This is a genomic window from Clostridium sp. UBA7339 (assembly GCF_002470865.1).
Lineage (GTDB): Bacteria > Bacillota > Clostridia > Clostridiales > Clostridiaceae > Clostridium_J > Clostridium_J sulfidigenes.
This window is the reverse complement of sequence record NZ_DKPI01000014.1, coordinates 67,918-86,449: the sequence shown is the minus strand read 5'-3', so window position 1 is coordinate 86,449 and position 18,532 is coordinate 67,918. Positions and strand designations below refer to the sequence as shown.

The following is an 18,532-nucleotide window of genomic DNA, read 5'->3' as shown; positions in this document are numbered from 1 at the left end:
CATATATAAAGAAGCCATTTAAGATAAGTAAGATATAAAGTTACTTTTCTTAGATGGCTTTTATTTAGCTATAGGAGAAAGCTAATCTATAGGATAGAAAAATATTTACTATTATAGATTTAAGTTAATTTGGTAATAATAATAGTTGAGCATCATTGAAAGGGGATAGCACCATGGAGCACATATTTATTTTAGTAAATTTAATACTTATACTAAGTATAGTTCTTCTTATGTACGTAATCAAAAATAGAAATAAGAGAAGAGCCTATATTAAGATTAGTGACAATAGTTTTTTAGCAGAAAATAAAGAAAAATTGGAAGATGCTATTGATGATATAGCCAGAGACCATAGAGAAATTGAAAAAATAAGTAGGAATGATTTAATTTCCAATTTAGATAAGCATTTTAATAATATATTGGGGTGCCATAATTTGTTTAAAGTGGATGAAAATAGAGAGTATTTCAAGATAAAAGGAACACAATGGATATTAGATAATATCTATGTTATTGAAAAAGAATATAAATTTATAAAAAAACATTTATCAAAGAAATATTTAAAATCACTACCTATACTAAAAAGTGGAGCATTAAAAGGATATCCTAGAATTTATGCTGTATCAAGAGAAATATTGGGAATTTATAGGGATAAGCTAACTAGGGATAATATTAATAAGTTTTTAAAAAGATATCAAGAAACAACCATATTAACCATGGGAGAATTATGGGCTTTACCTATAATGCTTAAAATAGCCTATTTAGAGATAATAGGAAAAAGCTCAGTATTGATAGTGGATAAAGCTAACGATAGACATAGAGGAGAAAGATTAGCTGATAGGATTATTAAGTATTATAATGAAGAAAATATGAAGAGAGCTATGGATTTCATATCTGAGAACAATATTAAATTTACAGAATACTTTGCGGATGCATTAATAAGAGTTTTAAGAGATAATGGAGTAAATTACGATGAATTAAATTTATGGATAGAAGATAAATTAAGCGAAAATGAAATTACTTTAGATAAAATTATTATAGATTCTAATAAAAGTGATGGTATCTATTCTATAGCCATTAGTAGTAGCATTAATGGCTTAAGAAATTTAGATGATATAAATTGGGAAGAAGTATTTAATATTAGCAATAAAGTAGAAGAAATATTAAGTAAAGATCCTGCTATGGTTTATAGTACTATGGATTTTTATTCCAAGGACTATTATAGACATGTTTTAGAAAAAATAGCTAGACAAAATAAAATTTCTGAGACATTTGTTGCTAGAAAAGTACTACAGTGTGCAGAAGTAAATAATGATAAAGAATTTGAAAATCATGTGGGATATTATCTAACTGATAGTGGTAGAGAAAAGCTAAATCATATTTTGAATATTGATTTTAAAGGATTTGAAAAGTTAAAAAATATGATAAAGGGAAGAGCTGTTGGTATTTATATAGGAACTATTGTTATTCTTACAGGCATACTATCGGGAGGATTTATAACTTGGAGCTATATAAATGATACAAATATATCAATATCTAAATATATTTTATCTGGAATAGTTACTATTATACCGCTCAGTGAGGTTGTGGTATCCATCTTAAATTGGAGTATTACTAATTTAAGCACACCTAATGTATTACCTAAAATTAATATATCCGATAGAATTCCTAAAGAAGGAATCACCTGTGTAGTAGTTCCTACTCTAATAGAAAGTATAGAGAAAGCTAAAAGTTTAATGAGTAATTTAGAAACTTATTATTTAGGAAATAATGATGAAAATCTATATTTTGCTATCTTGGGAGATTTTATAGATAGTCATAGAGAAAAAGAAGCAGAAGACGAAGTGATATCTAAATTTTGTTTAGAAGAAATTAATAAGTTAAATACAAAGTATAATGAAGATAGTGGTCGTTTTTTCTTTTTATGCAGACATAGAAGGTTTAATGAAAAGGAGAATAAGTGGCTAGGTTGGGAGCGAAAAAGAGGAAAACTAGAAGAGTTTAATAAGTTTATAAGAGGAGATAAAAATACCACTTATAGTGTTTTAAGTGAAGGTGTGGAAAAACTTTTTAAAGTAAAGTATGTTATAACTTTAGACGGAGATACCATACTTCCAAGAGAATCAGCAAAGATTTTAATTGGAGCAATGCTTCACCCGTTAAATAGAGCTTATACAAAGGAAGATGGAACTGTTTGGAGAGGGTATGGAGTAATACAACCTAAAGTTGGTATAGATTTAGAAAGTGCTAATAAAACTTATTTTTCTAAAGTATTTTCAGGAGAAGCTGGTATTGATATATATACATTTGCAATATCTGATGTATATCAAGATTTATTTGGAGAGGGTATTTTTACTGGTAAGGCCATATATGATGTGGATGTATTTACAAAGGTAACTCATGGAGTAATTGAAGAAAATCAAGTTCTAAGTCATGATTTATTAGAAGGATCTTTGGCAAGAACGGCTTTGCTTACAGATGTGGAGTTAGTAGATGGATATCCTTCTAACTTTATTGCAAGTTGTAAAAGACTTCATAGATGGGTGAGAGGTGATTGGCAACTATTACCATACATATTAAAGAAAAATAAATTAAATAGATTATCTAAGTGGAAGATGATAGATAATTTAAGAAGAAGCTTAATGGCTCCTTCTATGTTAATTTTATTACTTTGCTCTTTAGCAGGAATCCTTCCTGATGGTATAGATAAGTGGTATATGTCAGCTTTCATTGCTTTAATAACACCTATTCTATTTAATATGTCAGAAAATATAGTTTCGCCTATAAATGGAATAAGTCTAAGTGGAAAAGTTCAGAATTTCCAAATGGCTTTAAAGCAAGTATTTTTTATATATGCTTTTCTTCCTTTTAAAGCATATTTAATGGTAGATGCTATTATAAGAACACTATACAGATTAATAATAAGTAAAAAAAACTTATTACAATGGCAAACGGCTGAGGAAGCAGAAAGGTCTTCAGGAAAAGACTTTATAAGTTATTTTAAATACATGTGGCAAGAGATAGTAATAGCTTTATGTATTATGGTGGTAGCATGGAGAAGTGGCTTGGATACCTTTTATGTAATGATACCAAGTTGTATTATATGGGTTATTAGTCCAATAATAGCTTATATTATAGGTCAGAATATTAATGATGAAACAGTAAAATTAAGTGAAGACGATAATAAGGTTTTAAAAAGGTTAACTAGAAGGATTTGGGCATATTTTGAAGACTTTGTCACTGAGGATACTAACTATCTTGGCGGGGATAATTATCAGGAAGAACCATATAGAGGATTAGCTATGAGAACTTCTCCTACTAATATTGGTATGACTTTAATTTCCAATATTGTTGCTATAGATATGGGGTACATTGGGACGGTTAAAGGTATAGAAAACTTGGGTAAAACCATAGATACTTTGAAAAGGCTAGAAACCTGTAAAGGACATTTTTATAATTGGTATGATGTGGAGACACTTAGTCCTCTATTACCTAAATATGTTTCTACAGTAGATAGTGGAAATCTAGTATCTTATTTATATACCATAGAAGAAGCACTAAAAGAATTAAGAAACACACCTTACTTTAATAATAGAGTTGAAGGCATAGAGGATACTGTTTATCTTGCCATGGAAGAGCTGGAAGATGAAAGAAAAAAATATATGTACCTTAATGTTATTGAAAGAATAAAAAGAGAAGGAAAAGATATATTAACTTTTTATAATATGTTAAATAACTTTGAAGATATTGTACAGGAAGATATAGAAAATATAGATAGTACTTATTGGAATAAAAAACTATTAGATAATATAAAAGACTATTTAAGTGAAATTAAATTTTTATTTCCATTCATAGATGATATAAAGCTATTACCTAGAAGCAAGTATGAAAATATAATTAGAATTATTAGTAGTGATAGTTTAGGGCATATATATGATATTATAAAAGGGTTTAATTTTATATCTAATAATTTAAATGAATTTCAATTAGAAAGAATAAATAAGAATATAGATTTATGTAAAGAAAGAGTAGGAACACTATTAAAACAATTTACAAAAATTGAAGCCGAAATAAATAGAATTATAGATAATACAGATTTTAAATTTTTGTATAATGATGAAAGAAAGTTATTTCATATAGGCTATGATGTAGACAATGAATCATTAAGTAGTAATTACTATGACTTATTGGCATCAGAAGCTAGAACAACAAGTTTTATTGCAGTGGCTAAGGGAATAGTTCCAACATCTCATTGGTTTGCTTTAAATAGATCATTAACTTTAATGTATGGTAGAAAAGGATTGGCTAGCTGGAGTGGAACCATGTTTGAATACTTTATGCCAAGGATTTTAATGAAAAATTATAGGAATTCTATGTTAGATGAAACTTATAGGTCTGTAATGGAAGGTCAAATAAGATATGGAGATAAGAGGAAGGTTCCTTTTGGTATTTCAGAAAGTGCCTACTATAAATTTGATGTAGATTTAAATTATCAATATAAAGCCTTCGGTGTACCTAAAATTGGTATAAAAAGAGGATTAGAAGAAGAGTTAGTAGTATCACCATATTCTACTATCATGGGGCTTATGGAAAATATACCTAAGTCTATGGCAAATATAAGAAGTCTATTAAAACTTGAATGTTATGGAAAATATGGATTTTATGAAGCTATAGATTATACAGATAAAAGGATAAAAAATAAAAAGTTTGAAATAGTAAAATGCTATATGATACATCATTTAGGAATGAGTTTGTTGGCTTTAGATAATGTTATGAATAATAATATTATTCAAAGAAGATTTCATAGAATTCCCATGATCAGAGCTGTAGATATATTGCTTCAAGAGAAGATAAGTAAGAATGTGGTCTATGATAGAAAAGAAGATAATTTACAAGAAGTGAAAGAAGTGCAAAGGCAATATTCCATCCATAGAACATTTAAATTTGGAGAAAGTAAGTATCCCCAAACCATACTTCTGGGGAATAAAAATTATAACATCCTATTAAATACGGCAGGTGGTGGCTACTCTAAGTTTAAAAATGTAATGGTATATAGATGGAAAGAAGATTTGATTCGTAGTAGTTGGGGAAAGTTTTTTTATATTAAAGACACTAATTCTAATGAATATACATCTTCTACCTATGAACCTTGTAAAGAGCAAGGAGATAAATATGAAGTTAATTTCTATTTGTATAAGGCAGAATTCATAAAATACTGGAGAGATCTAGAAATAAATACTATAGTTCAAGTAATTCCTGAAGATAATTGTGAAATTAGGACTATTGATATAAAAAATAATGATAGTGAAGAAAAAATCATAGAAGTTATTAGCTATAGTGAAGTAGTTTTACAAGGATACAGTGGAGATATATCACATCCTACTTTTGGGAATTTATTTATTACTACAGAGTATATAGATGAATTAAGTGGAATACTTGCAAAACGCAGACCTCGTAGCGAAAAAGACAGGGACATATATACTCTTGAAAGTACACTAGGTGAAGAGGGATTTAAAACAGAGTATGATACGGCAAGGCTAAGTTTTATAGGAAGAAATCATTCAAAAGAAAATCCTATAGCTTTAGAAGAAAATGAACCTTTAAAAAATAATGTAGGCAATGTATTAGATCCTATAATTGCAATTAAAAGAATAATAAAAATTCCTAAAGGTGAAAGCAAATCTATAAAATATATAACAATTACAGGAAACTCTAGGGAGGATGTATTAAATAAGTCAAGAAATTATCAAGATAGTAATATTCTAGAGGAAAGTGCCCTAAGATCTGCTTTAAGTGTAGAAAAAAGTCTTATTAATAAAGGAATAAAACCAACACAAGGGATTATTTATGAGCGGTTTGCAAGTAGTATATTATTTAATAACTTTAGTTATACAAAGAGAATAAACAACCTAATTAATCTAAGTAGAAGTCAAAGAAATCTCTGGGCCTATGGAATTTCAGGAGATTTACCTATTGTATTGTTAACTATTAACAAGGAAAAGGAAAGTGATATCTTAAGACAGCTTATAAATTGCCATGGATATTTAGAAGAAAAGGGATTAAAGTTTGATATTGTAGTCATTAATGAAGAGGAAATAAGCTATGAAAAGCCTCTAGATAATGCACTAAAAAGAATAATATTGAATAGCTCTTTAAATGGACGAGAAAATACTTCAGGTGGCATATTTATAATTAATAATGAAAAAATGTCTAAAGAAGATTTGAATTTGCTTTATTCTATTGCAGCAATAATCGTAGACGGATCAGAAGGGCCTTTATTAAAACAAATTGAAAAAGCCATGAAAAATGAAGATTATCCATATGACTCAAGAAAGTATATCTGGGAAATGAGTGAACTAAAAGAAGCTAATTTAAGTTATAGTGATAGTAATATCCCTAAAGTAGAAACTTCAGAGTTAAGTTTTTTTAATGGATATGGAGGTTTTAATAATGAGGGAGAATATACAATTATACTAAAGGACGGAATGTCTACACCAGCTCCTTGGATAAATGTTATAGCCAATAATAATAGATTTGGATTTAATATAAGTGAGTCTGGTAGTAGCTATACTTGGTATAAAAATAGTAGAGAATTTAAAATTACTCCTTGGAATAATGATTTCATTGAAGATACCCCTAGTGAAGTTTTATACCTAGAAGAAGGGGATAAACTTTGGTCAATAACTCCTGAACCAATAAGAGATAAAGGAGAGTATGTAATAACTCATGGATTTGGATATTCCAAATTTACTCATTGTAAAAGTGGAATACTGGGGGAAATTACTGTATTTCCTTCAAAGGAGAGAAGTGCAAAGCTTATTAAGGTTAGCTTAAATAACTTAGTAGATAAGGAGAGAAATATAGCAATTACTTATATTGCAAGATTGTGTCTAGGAGATTTAAGAGAAAACAATTATAAGAAGATTTACACTGTAATAGATAAAGAAAACAAATACATATATGGAATCAATCCATATAGTAGTGATTTTTCATCTAGTCATGTTTATTTAAAAATAAGTGGAGGAAAAAATGAAAGTTTTAGTGGAGATGAAAGAGATTTTATTGTAAGTAAAGAATATATGGATTCTTTACCTGAACAGAACACTATAAGCTTATCAGGAAGGTGTGGTTCAGGATTAGAACCAGTACTTAGTGAGAAAGTTTACTTAAGATTAGGAGCTAATGAAGAAAAATCACTGGTAATTGTCTTAGGAGCAGAAGACAGTATTGAAGGAATTCAAAATTCCCTTGAAGAGTTTTCAGATATAACTAGAGTTGAGAAAGAGTTAGAAATGGTAAAAGGCTATTGGGAAAGGCTTTTAACTAAGATAAAGATAAAAACAGAGGATAAAGCTTTAGATTTCATGATTAATGGTTGGCTTCCTTATGAAACTATCAGTTGTAGATTATTTTCAAGAACAGCATTTTATCAATGTGGAGGAGCTTATGGATTTAGAGATCAATTACAAGACTCCATTCCAATGATTTATATACAGCCTGAAATTGCTAGAAATCAAATTCTTTATAGTGCTACTAGACAATTTGAAGAAGGAGATGTGCAACATTGGTGGCATCCAGTTGTAAATAGTGGAATAAGAACTAGATTTAGTGATGATTTATTATGGTTACCTTATGTTACTTGTATATATGTTAAAACCACTGGAGATTATAAGATTTTAGATGAAGAGATTGGATATTTAAAGGATGAGCCTTTAAGAGAAGGAGAAGATGAAAGGTATAATGTATCATCAAAATCAGATTTAAAAGAGTCCTTATACAATCACTGTATAAGAGCTATAAATAGAAGTTTAAAGTTTGGTTCCCATAATATTCCTCTCATGGGAAGTGGAGATTGGAATGATGGAATGAGCACTGTAGGAAATAAGGGTAAGGGAGAGAGTATCTGGCTTGGCTGGTTCCTATATGCTATATTAAAAGATTTTAAGGATCTATGCATATATAAAAGGGATGAGGATAATTATGAAAAATATATTAAGACTATGGATTTTATTAAAGAAAATCTAGAGATTCATGGATGGGATGGAAGTTGGTATAAACGTGCTTACTTTGATGATGGCACTCCACTAGGATCTCATGAAAATCAGGAATGTAAAATAGATGCCCTATCACAATGTTGGTCTGTAATATCAGAAGCAGGAGATAAGGAAAGAGCTAATATAGCTATGAGTTCTTTAGAAAAATATTTAGTAAAGCCTAAAGAAAAAATTATATTACTATTGAGCCCACCTTTTGATAAATCAGATTTAAAACCAGGATATATAAAAGGATATGTACCTGGAGTAAGGGAAAATGGAGGACAATATACCCATGGAGTTGCGTGGGTAGCTTTAGCTCTTGCAAAACTAGGAAGAGGAGAAGAAGCATATAACATATATTCCATGCTAAATCCTATAAATCATAGTTTAAACATAGAGGAAGCAAATGTATTTAAGACAGAGCCTTATGTTATGGCTGCAGATATATATTCGGTGGAACCTCATGAAGGAAGAGGCGGATGGAGTTGGTATACTGGAAGCTCAGGTTGGATGTATACTATCGCATTAGAACACATATTGGGTTTTAGATTAATAGAGGGAAAAGGGTTTAAAATTAAACCATGTGTACCTAAAGACTTTAAAGAATACTCTATAGACTATGTATATGGAAATGCTGTATATCATATCAAAGTAATTAGAAGTGGTAATTCTACCATAACTTTAGATGGAAATGTTATAGAAGGAGATATAATACCTGTTACCTCTGATGGAGAACATGAAGTAAAAATAAATATTTAATAAAAAATATAGGAATTGCCATTAAAGCAATTCCTATATTTTTTACTATTTAGTTGGAGTGTTTTTATTTATTGATGCTAAGGGTTGATCTTCAAAACCTAGAAGATCCGATTCCTCGTTATAGGTATAATCAAATTCTGCATTAGAGATGTTGTTTGCCACAATTGGATCTACAACATGATTTGGAAGCAGTACATAGTCTTCAAGAGAATGTGCTTTTACAGGTTTGGTACTAGCATCTAAAAAGTCTCTTTCATTAGGACCATAAGGTTTTGCACCATTAGACTTACTAGAATTGTTTTTTGAATCCATATAAAATACCTCCTTAAAGTAAGTGGTGATATATTTTAAAATTATATTAAAATACTGAAATGTATTTAATATGTTTAGTTTGCTTCAATACAGTAAATAAATACTAGAAATTTATGGGCTTTTATATAGTTCTAATTTAAATAAAAATAATCATATAGTAAGGTTAGAGATAGATAAACTAAAAAATAGAATAACAATTTCTAATATTGACATAATATAATATTAGAATTATAATAACTTTAATGTAATATTAAACAACTTTATTATTAATTGATCGGTGAGGCGAAGTAAGTAGTATTAAAAACAGATTTTCAGAGAGTGATAGATGGTGAGATTATCGCAATTATGCTTGATATGAATGGGTCGCTGAGATGTTGGGTGAATTTAAAGTAGTCTAGCACGGATGCTCACGTTATAGAGCTAGGATATGTTTGTATCTGAAAGAGGTGAGATTTTATTATCTCAAAATAGGTGGTACCGCGTGATTTATGCCCTATGGATTTATTCCATAGGGCTTTTATTTATAACTAAATGGAATAATTTTACGGATTGAAAGGAGAAAAAACATGGAAGATAAGAAAAAAGTTATGTTAAGTGGAATTAAGCCTTCTGGGGATTTAACACTAGGAAATTATTTAGGAGCTATAAAAAATTGGGTGAAACTACAAAATGAATATGAATGTTATTTCTTTATTGCAGATTTGCATGCAATTACAGTAAGACAGATACCAACTGAACTTAGAAAGAGAACTTTAGAAGTACTAGCAATTTATATTGCTGCAGGAATAGATACAGAAAAAAATACTCTATTCGTACAATCTCATGTACCAGCTCATTCTGAAGCTGCATGGCTTTTAACTTGCCATAGCTATATGGGAGAACTAAGTAGAATGACTCAGTATAAGGATAAATCTAAAAATAGTGGAGAAAGTATAGGGGCAGGATTATTTAGTTATCCAGTTATAATGGCTGCTGATGTATTATTATATCAAACAGATGTAGTGCCAGTTGGAATAGATCAAGTACAGCATTTAGAATTAGCTAGAGATATAGCTGACAGATTTAATAAATTATACAGTCCAACCTTTAAAATACCTGAACCATACGTAGGTAAGGCTGGAGCAAAAATAATGGACCTTCAAAATCCAGAAAAGAAGATGTCTAAGTCGGAAGAAAATCCTAATGGATATATCTTAATATTAGATCCACCAGAAGTCATAAGAAAAAAAATATCCAGAGCTGTAACTGATAGTGTAGGAGAAGTTAAATTCTGTGATGAACAACCAGGAGTTAAAAATTTAATGACAATTTTAAGCACTATTGAGGGCATATCTATGGAAGAAATAGAAGAAAGATATAAGGGGCAAGGTTATGCCCAATTTAAATTAGATGTAGCAGAGGCTGTAGTTAAGGAGCTTGAACCAGTTCAAAAGAGAGTTAAAGAGCTTTTAGATAATAAAGGTAAGCTAGAAGAAATCTTCAAAGCTGGGGCAGAAAAGGCAAATTATGTAGCTACAAAGACTTTAAGAAAGATGCAAAAGAAAATAGGATTAGTTCAGTATTAATATTATCAGTATTAATACTAAAGGTACTTTATATAAACTATTATTTATTAGTTTATATAAAGTATCTTTTAATTTTTTTGAAGTTAATATCTGTTACTACATCAGTATTTATGGTTAAGATAGTAGAAGCTTGTCTATGTATATCCTTTGTAAAATCTTAAGAAGCATCCTCTTTTTCAAAGGAACAAAAGATTGGATTATCATATATGGTTAAAATGAAATAAAGGAAAAATGTATAAATTGTAATAATTTCTTAATGAAATTGTAAGGTTTTTAAATTATAATATATCTATAGTATATTTTTTAAATATAGTATACTTATTAAATAATTTAATTTATAATGAATTAATACATTATTATAATAATAATTGGGGTGATTAAGTGGATAGAAAAATCTATGTTGTATTGACACAGACAGGAACTTTTTTTTCAAGAGCTATAAAGCTATATACTAGATATAATTATAATCATACATCTATAGCCTTAGATAAAGAATTAAAGCAATTATATAGCTTTGGAAGAAGAAAAATATATTTTCCACTTCATGCTGGTTTTGTTAGAGAACAAATTGATGGAGGAATATTTAAGCTATATAAAAGTACATCCTGTAGAGTTTATGAATTAAGTGTTACAGAAGATGAATATAATGAAGTTAAAGAGATTATAGATCGATTTGAAAGTGAACATGATAGATATAAATATAATTTTTTAGGCATTTTAGCTATAATGTTACACATACCTTATCAAAGAAGATATCATTTTTTATGCTCACAATTTGTGGCTTACGTACTAAAAGAAGGTAAAATCATAAACTTTGATAAAGATGTTTCTTTAGTGAAACCAGAGGATTTCGATGGAATAGAAAAGGGACAAGTAGTTTATAGTGGCTTATTAAGCCATTATGCATACTAAAATTATAATTATATATTTGTGGAATTATATTTTATTATTTTAATATTTATTACAATGGCAGTAAGATACAAATATCTTACTGCTTTATTTTGGTATAATTGAATTGAAAATGATAAATTTAGTATGATATTTAAACTAAAATTTTAGTGTTAATTTTAAATGTGATATACATAAAAACATTAATAATATTTGTGTTTATATTAATTAATATGGTATTATATAAAATGTGCTAAAAAGAGATACTATATAAATTGAAGATAATTTTAAATTTAAATAAAGGAGTTAAGGTAATGAGTGATTATATAAAGGAGATAGAGAAAAGAAGAACCTTTGCTATAATTTCCCACCCAGATGCAGGTAAAACTACACTTACTGAAAAATTACTTTTATATGGGGGAGCAATAAGACTAGCAGGATCTGTTAAAGCAAGAAAGACATCTAAGCATGCTGTTTCTGACTGGATGGAAATTGAGAAGAAGAGAGGAATTTCTGTTACATCTTCAGTAATGCAGTTTGGATATGAGGGATATTGTATAAACATATTAGATACTCCAGGACACCAGGACTTTAGTGAAGATACATATAGAACACTTATGGCTGCAGATAGTGCAGTAATGGTTATTGATGGAGCAAAAGGGGTAGAGGATCAAACTAGAAAGCTATTTCATGTTTGTAGTATGAGAGATATTCCAATATTTACTTTTGTAAATAAGATGGATAGAGAAACAAGAGACCCTTTTGAACTTATGGAAGAGATAGAAAATGAATTGGGTATAAAATCATATCCAATAAACTGGCCTATAGGTACAGGTATGCACTTTAAAGGTGTTTATGATAGAAATAATAAACAAATTCATATTTTTAAAGCTGGAGATCATGGACAGTTAGAAGTAAGTGAGACTGTTATAGATTTAGAGGATGAATCAGCAGCTAGAGAGGCTATAACCGATAGTCTATATGAAAAATTACTTGAGGACATAGAATTATTAGATATAGCTGGAGATGCCTTTGATGAAGAAAAGGTGAGAGTTGGAGAACTTACCCCTGTATTTTTCGGTAGTGCTTTAACTAATTTTGGTGTAGAACCATTTTTAGAGAACTTCTTAAAGTTAACTACAGCGCCATTAGGAAGAAATTCTGATATAGGAAAGATAGAGGCAACAGATGATAACTTTTCTGCTTTTGTATTTAAAATTCAAGCTAATATGAATAAGGCTCATAGAGATAGAATTGCTTTTATGAGAATATGTTCAGGTCAATTTGAAAAAGGTATGGAAGTTTATCATGTTCAAGGTGGAAATAAAATAAAGCTAGCACAACCTCAACAATTTTTAGCTCAAGATAGAGAAATTGTTGATAATGCTTATGCTGGAGATATTATAGGAGTATTTGACCCAGGTATATTTAGTATAGGTGATACCCTTTGTTCACCAAGCAAGAAGTTTAAGTTTGAAGGAATTCCAACCTTCGCACCAGAACACTTTGCAAGGGTTAGAACTGTAGATACTATGAAGAGAAAACAGTTTATAAAGGGTGTAACACAGATAGCTCAAGAGGGAGCAATTCAAGTATTTAAAGAGCTTCACATAGGAACAGAACAAATTATAGTAGGAGTTGTAGGAGTTCTTCAATTTGAAGTTTTAGAATTTAGATTAAAAAATGAATATAATGTAGATATAAAAATGGATATGCTTCCATATAGAAATATTAGATGGATTGAAGCTTTAGAAGGTAAAGTTGATGATTTAAGTTTAACAAGTGATTCTAAAGTTGTTAAGGATATTAAAGATAGAGACTTACTTATATTCCAAAATGATTGGGGTATTAGTTGGGCACTAGATCACAATAAGGGCTTAGTTTTATCTAATATTAGTAAAGGTGAATAATAGAAAAATTCCTCAAGTTTCTTTGAGGAATTTTTTTATTTAACTATTGAATTTATTTTTTACAGTTAGGTATTCTTCTATGTAGTCCATGGCAATAGTTAGAAGAGCTACTGCAATTATTAAATTAATTAAATTTCCTCCCATAACAAAAAATAAACCAATTAAAACTACTAATAGTAAAAAGCTACCAAACCAACGAAGATACATCATATATGTCAATCCTTTCTACATCCAAGTAAAGTAATAAGTTAGATCTTTTGACTATTTTCTCAAAAATATATAGGATTATAAGATCTGAAAGTCAAAGTTAAAATTATTTTGTGTAAAATATTTAATATTATTCTTTTATATTAAAAAATAAGGTTGAAATTCTTTAGATTTAATGTATAATTTAATTGTATGGATACTAAATTTGTTGTATGGGTACAATATTGCATAATCATAAAGGGGGACTTAAAATGAAAGAAAAGGCATCAATAAAAGCATCGAGAAATAGTTTTAGAATTATTGAAATAGTTCAAATAGGACTTATGGCAGCGTTAACATATATAGCAACTGCAGTTATAGCTATACCAGTGGGAGATAATGCAGTTTTACATATAGGTGATGCAGTACTATTTTTATGTGCCATCTTACTAGGAAAAAAACGAGGAGCTGTGGCCGCTGCTATAGGTATGACATTTTTTGATTTGTTTTCTCCATACTATATATGGGCGCCATTTACCTTTATTATAAAAGGAGTTATGGCATATATAGCAGGAGCTATAGCCTATAGAGGTGATTATCAAGGAGATAAAGTTTGGAATAACTTATTTGCATTCATTGTAGCCGGAATAGTTATGATTTTTGGATATTTTTTTGCTGGAGGTTGCTTAAATCACTTTGTATATGGAATACCAACTATTGGACAAGGATTTATAGTGGCTTTAAAGGATATACCAGCTAATATACTTCAAGTAGCAGGGGGAATTGCTATAGCATTACCACTTTCCATACCGTTAAAAAAATATTTAGCTAAATATTTATAATTGATAGAGCATCACTAAAGTTGGTGCTTTATTTTTTTATATTTTGGGGCAAACTAAATTAAAATAAAAAATTAACCTATTGACAATATATAAATGGAGTACTATTATGTAGATATACCCCCTGAGGGGGGAGGGGAGGTAAATGATGAGTGAAGAAAGAAAAAAAGCTTTGCAATTGTTAAAAACAGCAAGGGGTCAGATAGATGGGATTATCAAAATGATAGAAGAGGGGAGGTATTGTATCGATATTTCTAATCAAATCTTAGCATCACAAGCTTTATTAAAGAAATCAAACTTAGAAATTTTAAAAGGACACTTAAATCATTGTGTTAAGGATGCAGCAATAAATAATAATATGGATGAAAAGATTGTGGAAATAAATAATATATTAGAAAAGATAATTACAAAATAAAGAAGGTGAAAACATGGATAATAAATCATTTAAAATAGAAGGTATGACTTGTTCTGCTTGTGCAAATAGAGTAGAGAGAGCAATTAGTAAGTTAGAGGGGGTTGAAAAAGCAAATGTAAATTTTGCTACAGAAACTTTAACTGTAGATTTTAATAAGGAAAATTTAAATTCTCATAAGATTGAGGAAGCTGTAGTTAAAGCTGGGTATGGCGTAAAGAAAAATGTAAAAACCTACAATTTTAAAGTAGAAGGCATGACTTGTTCTGCCTGTGCTAATAGAGTAGAAAGAGTAACTAAAAAACTAGATGGAGTAGAAAATGCTACGGTAAATTTTGCCACAGAAAAGCTTACTATAAAAGTAAATGAAGATGAGATATCCTATGGTGATATAAAAGCAGCAGTAGATAAAGCTGGGTATAAGTTAATTAAAGAGGAAGTAAAAGATAAGGAAAAACAAGGAGAGGAAAAAAGTGAAGCTAGTAAATTACTTACAAGGTTCATATCTTCCCTAATTTTTACAGTTCCACTACTAATTATAACAATGGGTCACATGGTAGGGATGCATCTTCCATCTATAATAGATCCTATGACAAATCCGTTAAACTTTGCATTAATTCAGTTGATACTAACCTTACCAGTAATGATAGCTGGATATAAGTTTTATAAGGTAGGACTTAAAAATTTAGTTAAACTAAGTCCTAATATGGACTCACTAATATCCATAGGAACTTTGGCTGCTTTTATATACGGTATATTTGCTATATATAAAATAATGCAAGGGGATCATAAGTATGCAATGCATCTATATTTTGAATCTGCTGCAGTAATACTAACCTTAATAACCTTAGGTAAATATTTAGAAGCGGTATCTAAAGGTAAAACCTCTCAAGCTATAAAGGCTTTAATGGGTTTAGCTCCTAAAACAGCAACTATAATTAGAGATAACAAAGAAATTGTAGTACCTGTAGAAGAGGTTATAGTTGGGGATATAGTACTAGTAAAACCAGGTGAAAAGTTACCAGTAGATGGAGAAGTTATAGAAGGAAATACATCTATAGATGAATCAATGCTTACAGGAGAGAGCATACCCGTTGAAAAATCTATGGGAAGTAGTGTAATAGGGGCTAGTATTAATAAAACAGGATTTATTAAGTATAAGGCCACTAGAGTTGGTAGAGATACTGCTCTTGCACAAATAGTTAAGCTAGTAGAAGATGCTCAAGGTTCAAAAGCACCTATTGCTAAACTAGCAGATGTTATATCAGCCTACTTTGTACCTGTAGTTATAGGGCTTGCTGTAATTGCTTCAGTGGGTTGGTTGATTGCTGGTGAAACACCTATATTTTCTCTTACTATATTTATTGCAGTACTGGTTATTGCCTGCCCATGTGCTTTAGGTCTTGCTACTCCAACTGCCATTATGGTGGGAACAGGAAAGGGTGCTGAAAATGGTGTTTTAATTAAAGGTGGAGAACCATTAGAGACTACTTATAAATTAAAAACCATAGTATTTGATAAAACAGGAACTATAACAGAGGGAAAACCTAAGGTTACAGATATTATAACTAATGGTGAATCAGAGGAAGAAATTCTAATTTTAGCAGCTAGTGCAGAGAAGGGATCAGAGCATCCACTTGGTGAAGCCATTGTTAAAGATGCAGAGGAAAAAGGGTTGAGCCTTAAAGTAATCGATAAATTTAATGCTATTCCAGGACATGGTATAGAAGTAGAAATAGATAAAAAATCTATTCTTCTAGGAAACAAAAAACTTATGATGGAAAAAAACATTAATATTTCAAGTTTAGATGAAACTTCTGATAGATTAGCTTCAGAGGGAAAAACACCAATGTATATAGCTATAGATGGAAATGCTGCTGGAATTATAGCTGTAGCAGATACTGTTAAAGCAAGTAGTAAAAATGCTATAGAAAGTCTGCACAAAATGGGCATAAAAGTAGCTATGATAACTGGAGATAATAAGAGAACGGCGGATGCCATTGCAAAACAAGTTGGTATAGATATAGTATTATCAGAGGTTTTACCAGAGGATAAAGCAAATGAAGTGAAAAAGCTTCAAGTTGATGGAAATAGAGTAGGCATGGTTGGTGATGGTATTAATGATGCTCCAGCCCTTGCCCAGGCTGATATAGGAATAGCAATAGGATCTGGAACAGATGTAGCCATTGAATCAGCAGATATAGTTCTTATGAGAAGTGATTTAATGGATGTAATATCAGCCATAAAACTAAGCAAAGCAACTATTAAAAATATAAAGGAAAATTTATTCTGGGCCTTTGGTTATAACGTATTAGGAATACCGGTGGCTATGGGAGTATTACACATTTTTGGTGGCCCATTATTAAATCCTATGATAGCTGCAGGAGCTATGAGTCTAAGTTCAGTATCAGTATTATTAAATGCATTGAGACTTAGAAGATTTAAAGCTTAATATTCCTATTTATATAGGAAACTATATAAATATTAAGCTATATAAATAGGAAACTATATAAATAGTTAACTATTTGTTCTGTTTATCAGGGTTTAAAGGCATTTGATAATTTTAATGATAATATTAAATTATCATACTAATATATATTTTAGGAGGAGAAAGCGATGAAAAAGAAAATATTAATTGAAGGAATGAGCTGTAAAAACTGTGTAGCTCACGTAAAAAATGCTCTAGAAGAGTTAGCTGGAGTTTCAGAAGTAGAAGTTAATTTAGAGGGGAAATATGCTTTAGTAGAAGCTACTGAAAGTAATGATGTTTTAAAAGCTACTATAGAAGAAGAAGGATATGATGTAGTAGGCATAGAATAAAATTACCATAAATTATATAACAGAAAAATAATTAAATGTCTTAAAGGTTACTAGATTTTTATGAAAGTAAACTTTAAGGCATTTTTATTACCTATGGTTTTAAGAAGGTATATTTAAGAATAATCTATTATGTATATAAAATAATAATAATGTGATAATTATTCACATATAATTAAAATAACAGAAATATATAAGTTAATAGGAACTATTGATTAAATATTCTGAATATTATATAATATAACTATTAAAGTTAATGTATTTTATTAAAAAGTTTGGGGGCGTTTAAAATGATTCAAGTATTTTGTAAAGAAAAAGGCTCTGGGAAAACAAAAGCATTAATGAATTTAGCTAATTCAAAGGTAAGTAGCTCAAAAGGAAATCTAGTGTATATCGATGATGACACAAGAGGACTCCTACGTATTCATAAGAACATAAGGTTTATATGTTCTAAAGACTTTAATATTCATAATTACAAAGATTTTTACGGTTTTATATGTGGCATAATATCTAAAGACTATGATGTGGAAAGTATATTTATAGACGGTATTTTGAGTGACATATGTAATGATGCGGATGATTTTGGTTCAATACTAAATAAATTAGAATATTTATCAGAAAAATTTAAAGTTGACTTTTATGCCAACGTTAGTTGTGAAGAAAATAATATACCAGATACTATTAAAAAATATGTTGTTTAGAGAAAATTAGTATTTACTCTTGAAAAATGATAATAATAATAGTAATATGTATTTAAAATAGAATATAGTAAGAGACGATGAAGAAAAGAAGTAATTAAATGAATTTTAAAGAG

11 protein-coding genes and 2 other annotated features (1 of these 13 cut by a window edge) are annotated in these 18,532 nt (G+C 29.4%); of the genes, 9 read left to right on the top strand and 2 right to left on the bottom strand.

Features of this window, described 5'->3' with window-relative positions; all coding sequences use genetic code 11:
• Positions 1–173: 173 nt before the first annotated feature.
• Positions 174–8,789, top strand: a complete 8,616-nt coding sequence (locus tag B2S02_RS14570; protein WP_346920955.1) for a GH36-type glycosyl hydrolase domain-containing protein — start codon at positions 174–176, stop codon at positions 8,787–8,789.
• A 45-nt stretch (positions 8,790–8,834) separates the two neighbouring features.
• Here the strand turns inward: B2S02_RS14570 and B2S02_RS14565 are convergent, their stop codons facing one another.
• Positions 8,835–9,101 carry a hypothetical protein gene (locus B2S02_RS14565; protein ID WP_051824017.1) on the bottom strand — a complete coding sequence of 89 codons (267 nt, stop codon included), beginning with the start codon at positions 9,099–9,101 and terminating at the stop codon, positions 8,835–8,837.
• Positions 9,102–9,369: 268 nt separating this feature from the next.
• Positions 9,370–9,600: a binding site (T-box leader), on the top strand.
• A 67-nt stretch (positions 9,601–9,667) separates the two neighbouring features.
• On the opposite strand from B2S02_RS14565, the gene trpS reads away from it, so the two are divergent.
• The 3 genes from trpS to B2S02_RS14550 all read left to right on the top strand — a co-directional run bounded on the left by trpS (position 9,668) and on the right by B2S02_RS14550 (position 13,464).
• Positions 9,668–10,666, top strand: a complete 999-nt coding sequence (gene trpS, locus B2S02_RS14560; RefSeq protein ID WP_346848941.1) for a tryptophan--tRNA ligase — start codon at positions 9,668–9,670, stop codon at positions 10,664–10,666.
• Positions 10,667–11,047: 381 nt separating this feature from the next.
• Positions 11,048–11,578 (top strand): hypothetical protein, encoded by a 531-nt coding sequence (locus tag B2S02_RS14555; RefSeq protein ID WP_346848942.1) that lies wholly within the window; start codon positions 11,048–11,050, stop codon positions 11,576–11,578.
• Positions 11,579–11,868: 290 nt separating this feature from the next.
• Complete coding sequence (locus B2S02_RS14550) at positions 11,869–13,464, top strand: peptide chain release factor 3 (RefSeq protein ID WP_346848943.1); 1,596 nt, start codon at positions 11,869–11,871, stop codon at positions 13,462–13,464.
• A 39-nt stretch (positions 13,465–13,503) separates the two neighbouring features.
• On the opposite strand, the gene B2S02_RS14545 is transcribed toward B2S02_RS14550, so the two are convergent.
• Positions 13,504–13,674, bottom strand: a complete 171-nt coding sequence (locus B2S02_RS14545; RefSeq protein WP_156964319.1) for a hypothetical protein — start codon at positions 13,672–13,674, stop codon at positions 13,504–13,506.
• 248 nt (positions 13,675–13,922) lie between these two features.
• Between B2S02_RS14545 and B2S02_RS14540 the strand changes: the two genes are divergently transcribed.
• The 5 genes from B2S02_RS14540 (at position 13,923) to B2S02_RS14520 (ending at position 18,419) form a co-directional block, all read left to right on the top strand.
• On the top strand, positions 13,923–14,492 hold the full coding sequence (locus tag B2S02_RS14540) for an ECF transporter S component (RefSeq protein ID WP_346848944.1): 570 nt from the start codon (positions 13,923–13,925) through the stop codon (positions 14,490–14,492).
• 145 nt (positions 14,493–14,637) lie between these two features.
• The gene (locus tag B2S02_RS14535; RefSeq protein ID WP_035132480.1) at positions 14,638–14,904 is read left to right on the top strand and encodes a metal-sensing transcriptional repressor; all 267 of its coding nucleotides are present in this window, start codon (positions 14,638–14,640) and stop codon (positions 14,902–14,904) included.
• A 13-nt stretch (positions 14,905–14,917) separates the two neighbouring features.
• Positions 14,918–17,353 carry a heavy metal translocating P-type ATPase gene (locus B2S02_RS14530; protein WP_346920954.1) on the top strand — a complete coding sequence of 812 codons (2,436 nt, stop codon included), beginning with the start codon at positions 14,918–14,920 and terminating at the stop codon, positions 17,351–17,353.
• Between the two features lie 164 nt (positions 17,354–17,517).
• A complete protein-coding gene (locus B2S02_RS14525; protein ID WP_035132469.1) occupies positions 17,518–17,721 on the top strand; it encodes a heavy-metal-associated domain-containing protein in 204 nt (67 codons plus the stop codon).
• A 287-nt stretch (positions 17,722–18,008) separates the two neighbouring features.
• The gene (locus B2S02_RS14520; protein ID WP_346848946.1) at positions 18,009–18,419 is read left to right on the top strand and encodes a hypothetical protein; all 411 of its coding nucleotides are present in this window, start codon (positions 18,009–18,011) and stop codon (positions 18,417–18,419) included.
• A gap of 68 nt (positions 18,420–18,487) precedes the next feature.
• Positions 18,488–18,532: a binding site (T-box leader), on the top strand; it runs 180 nt beyond the window's last position.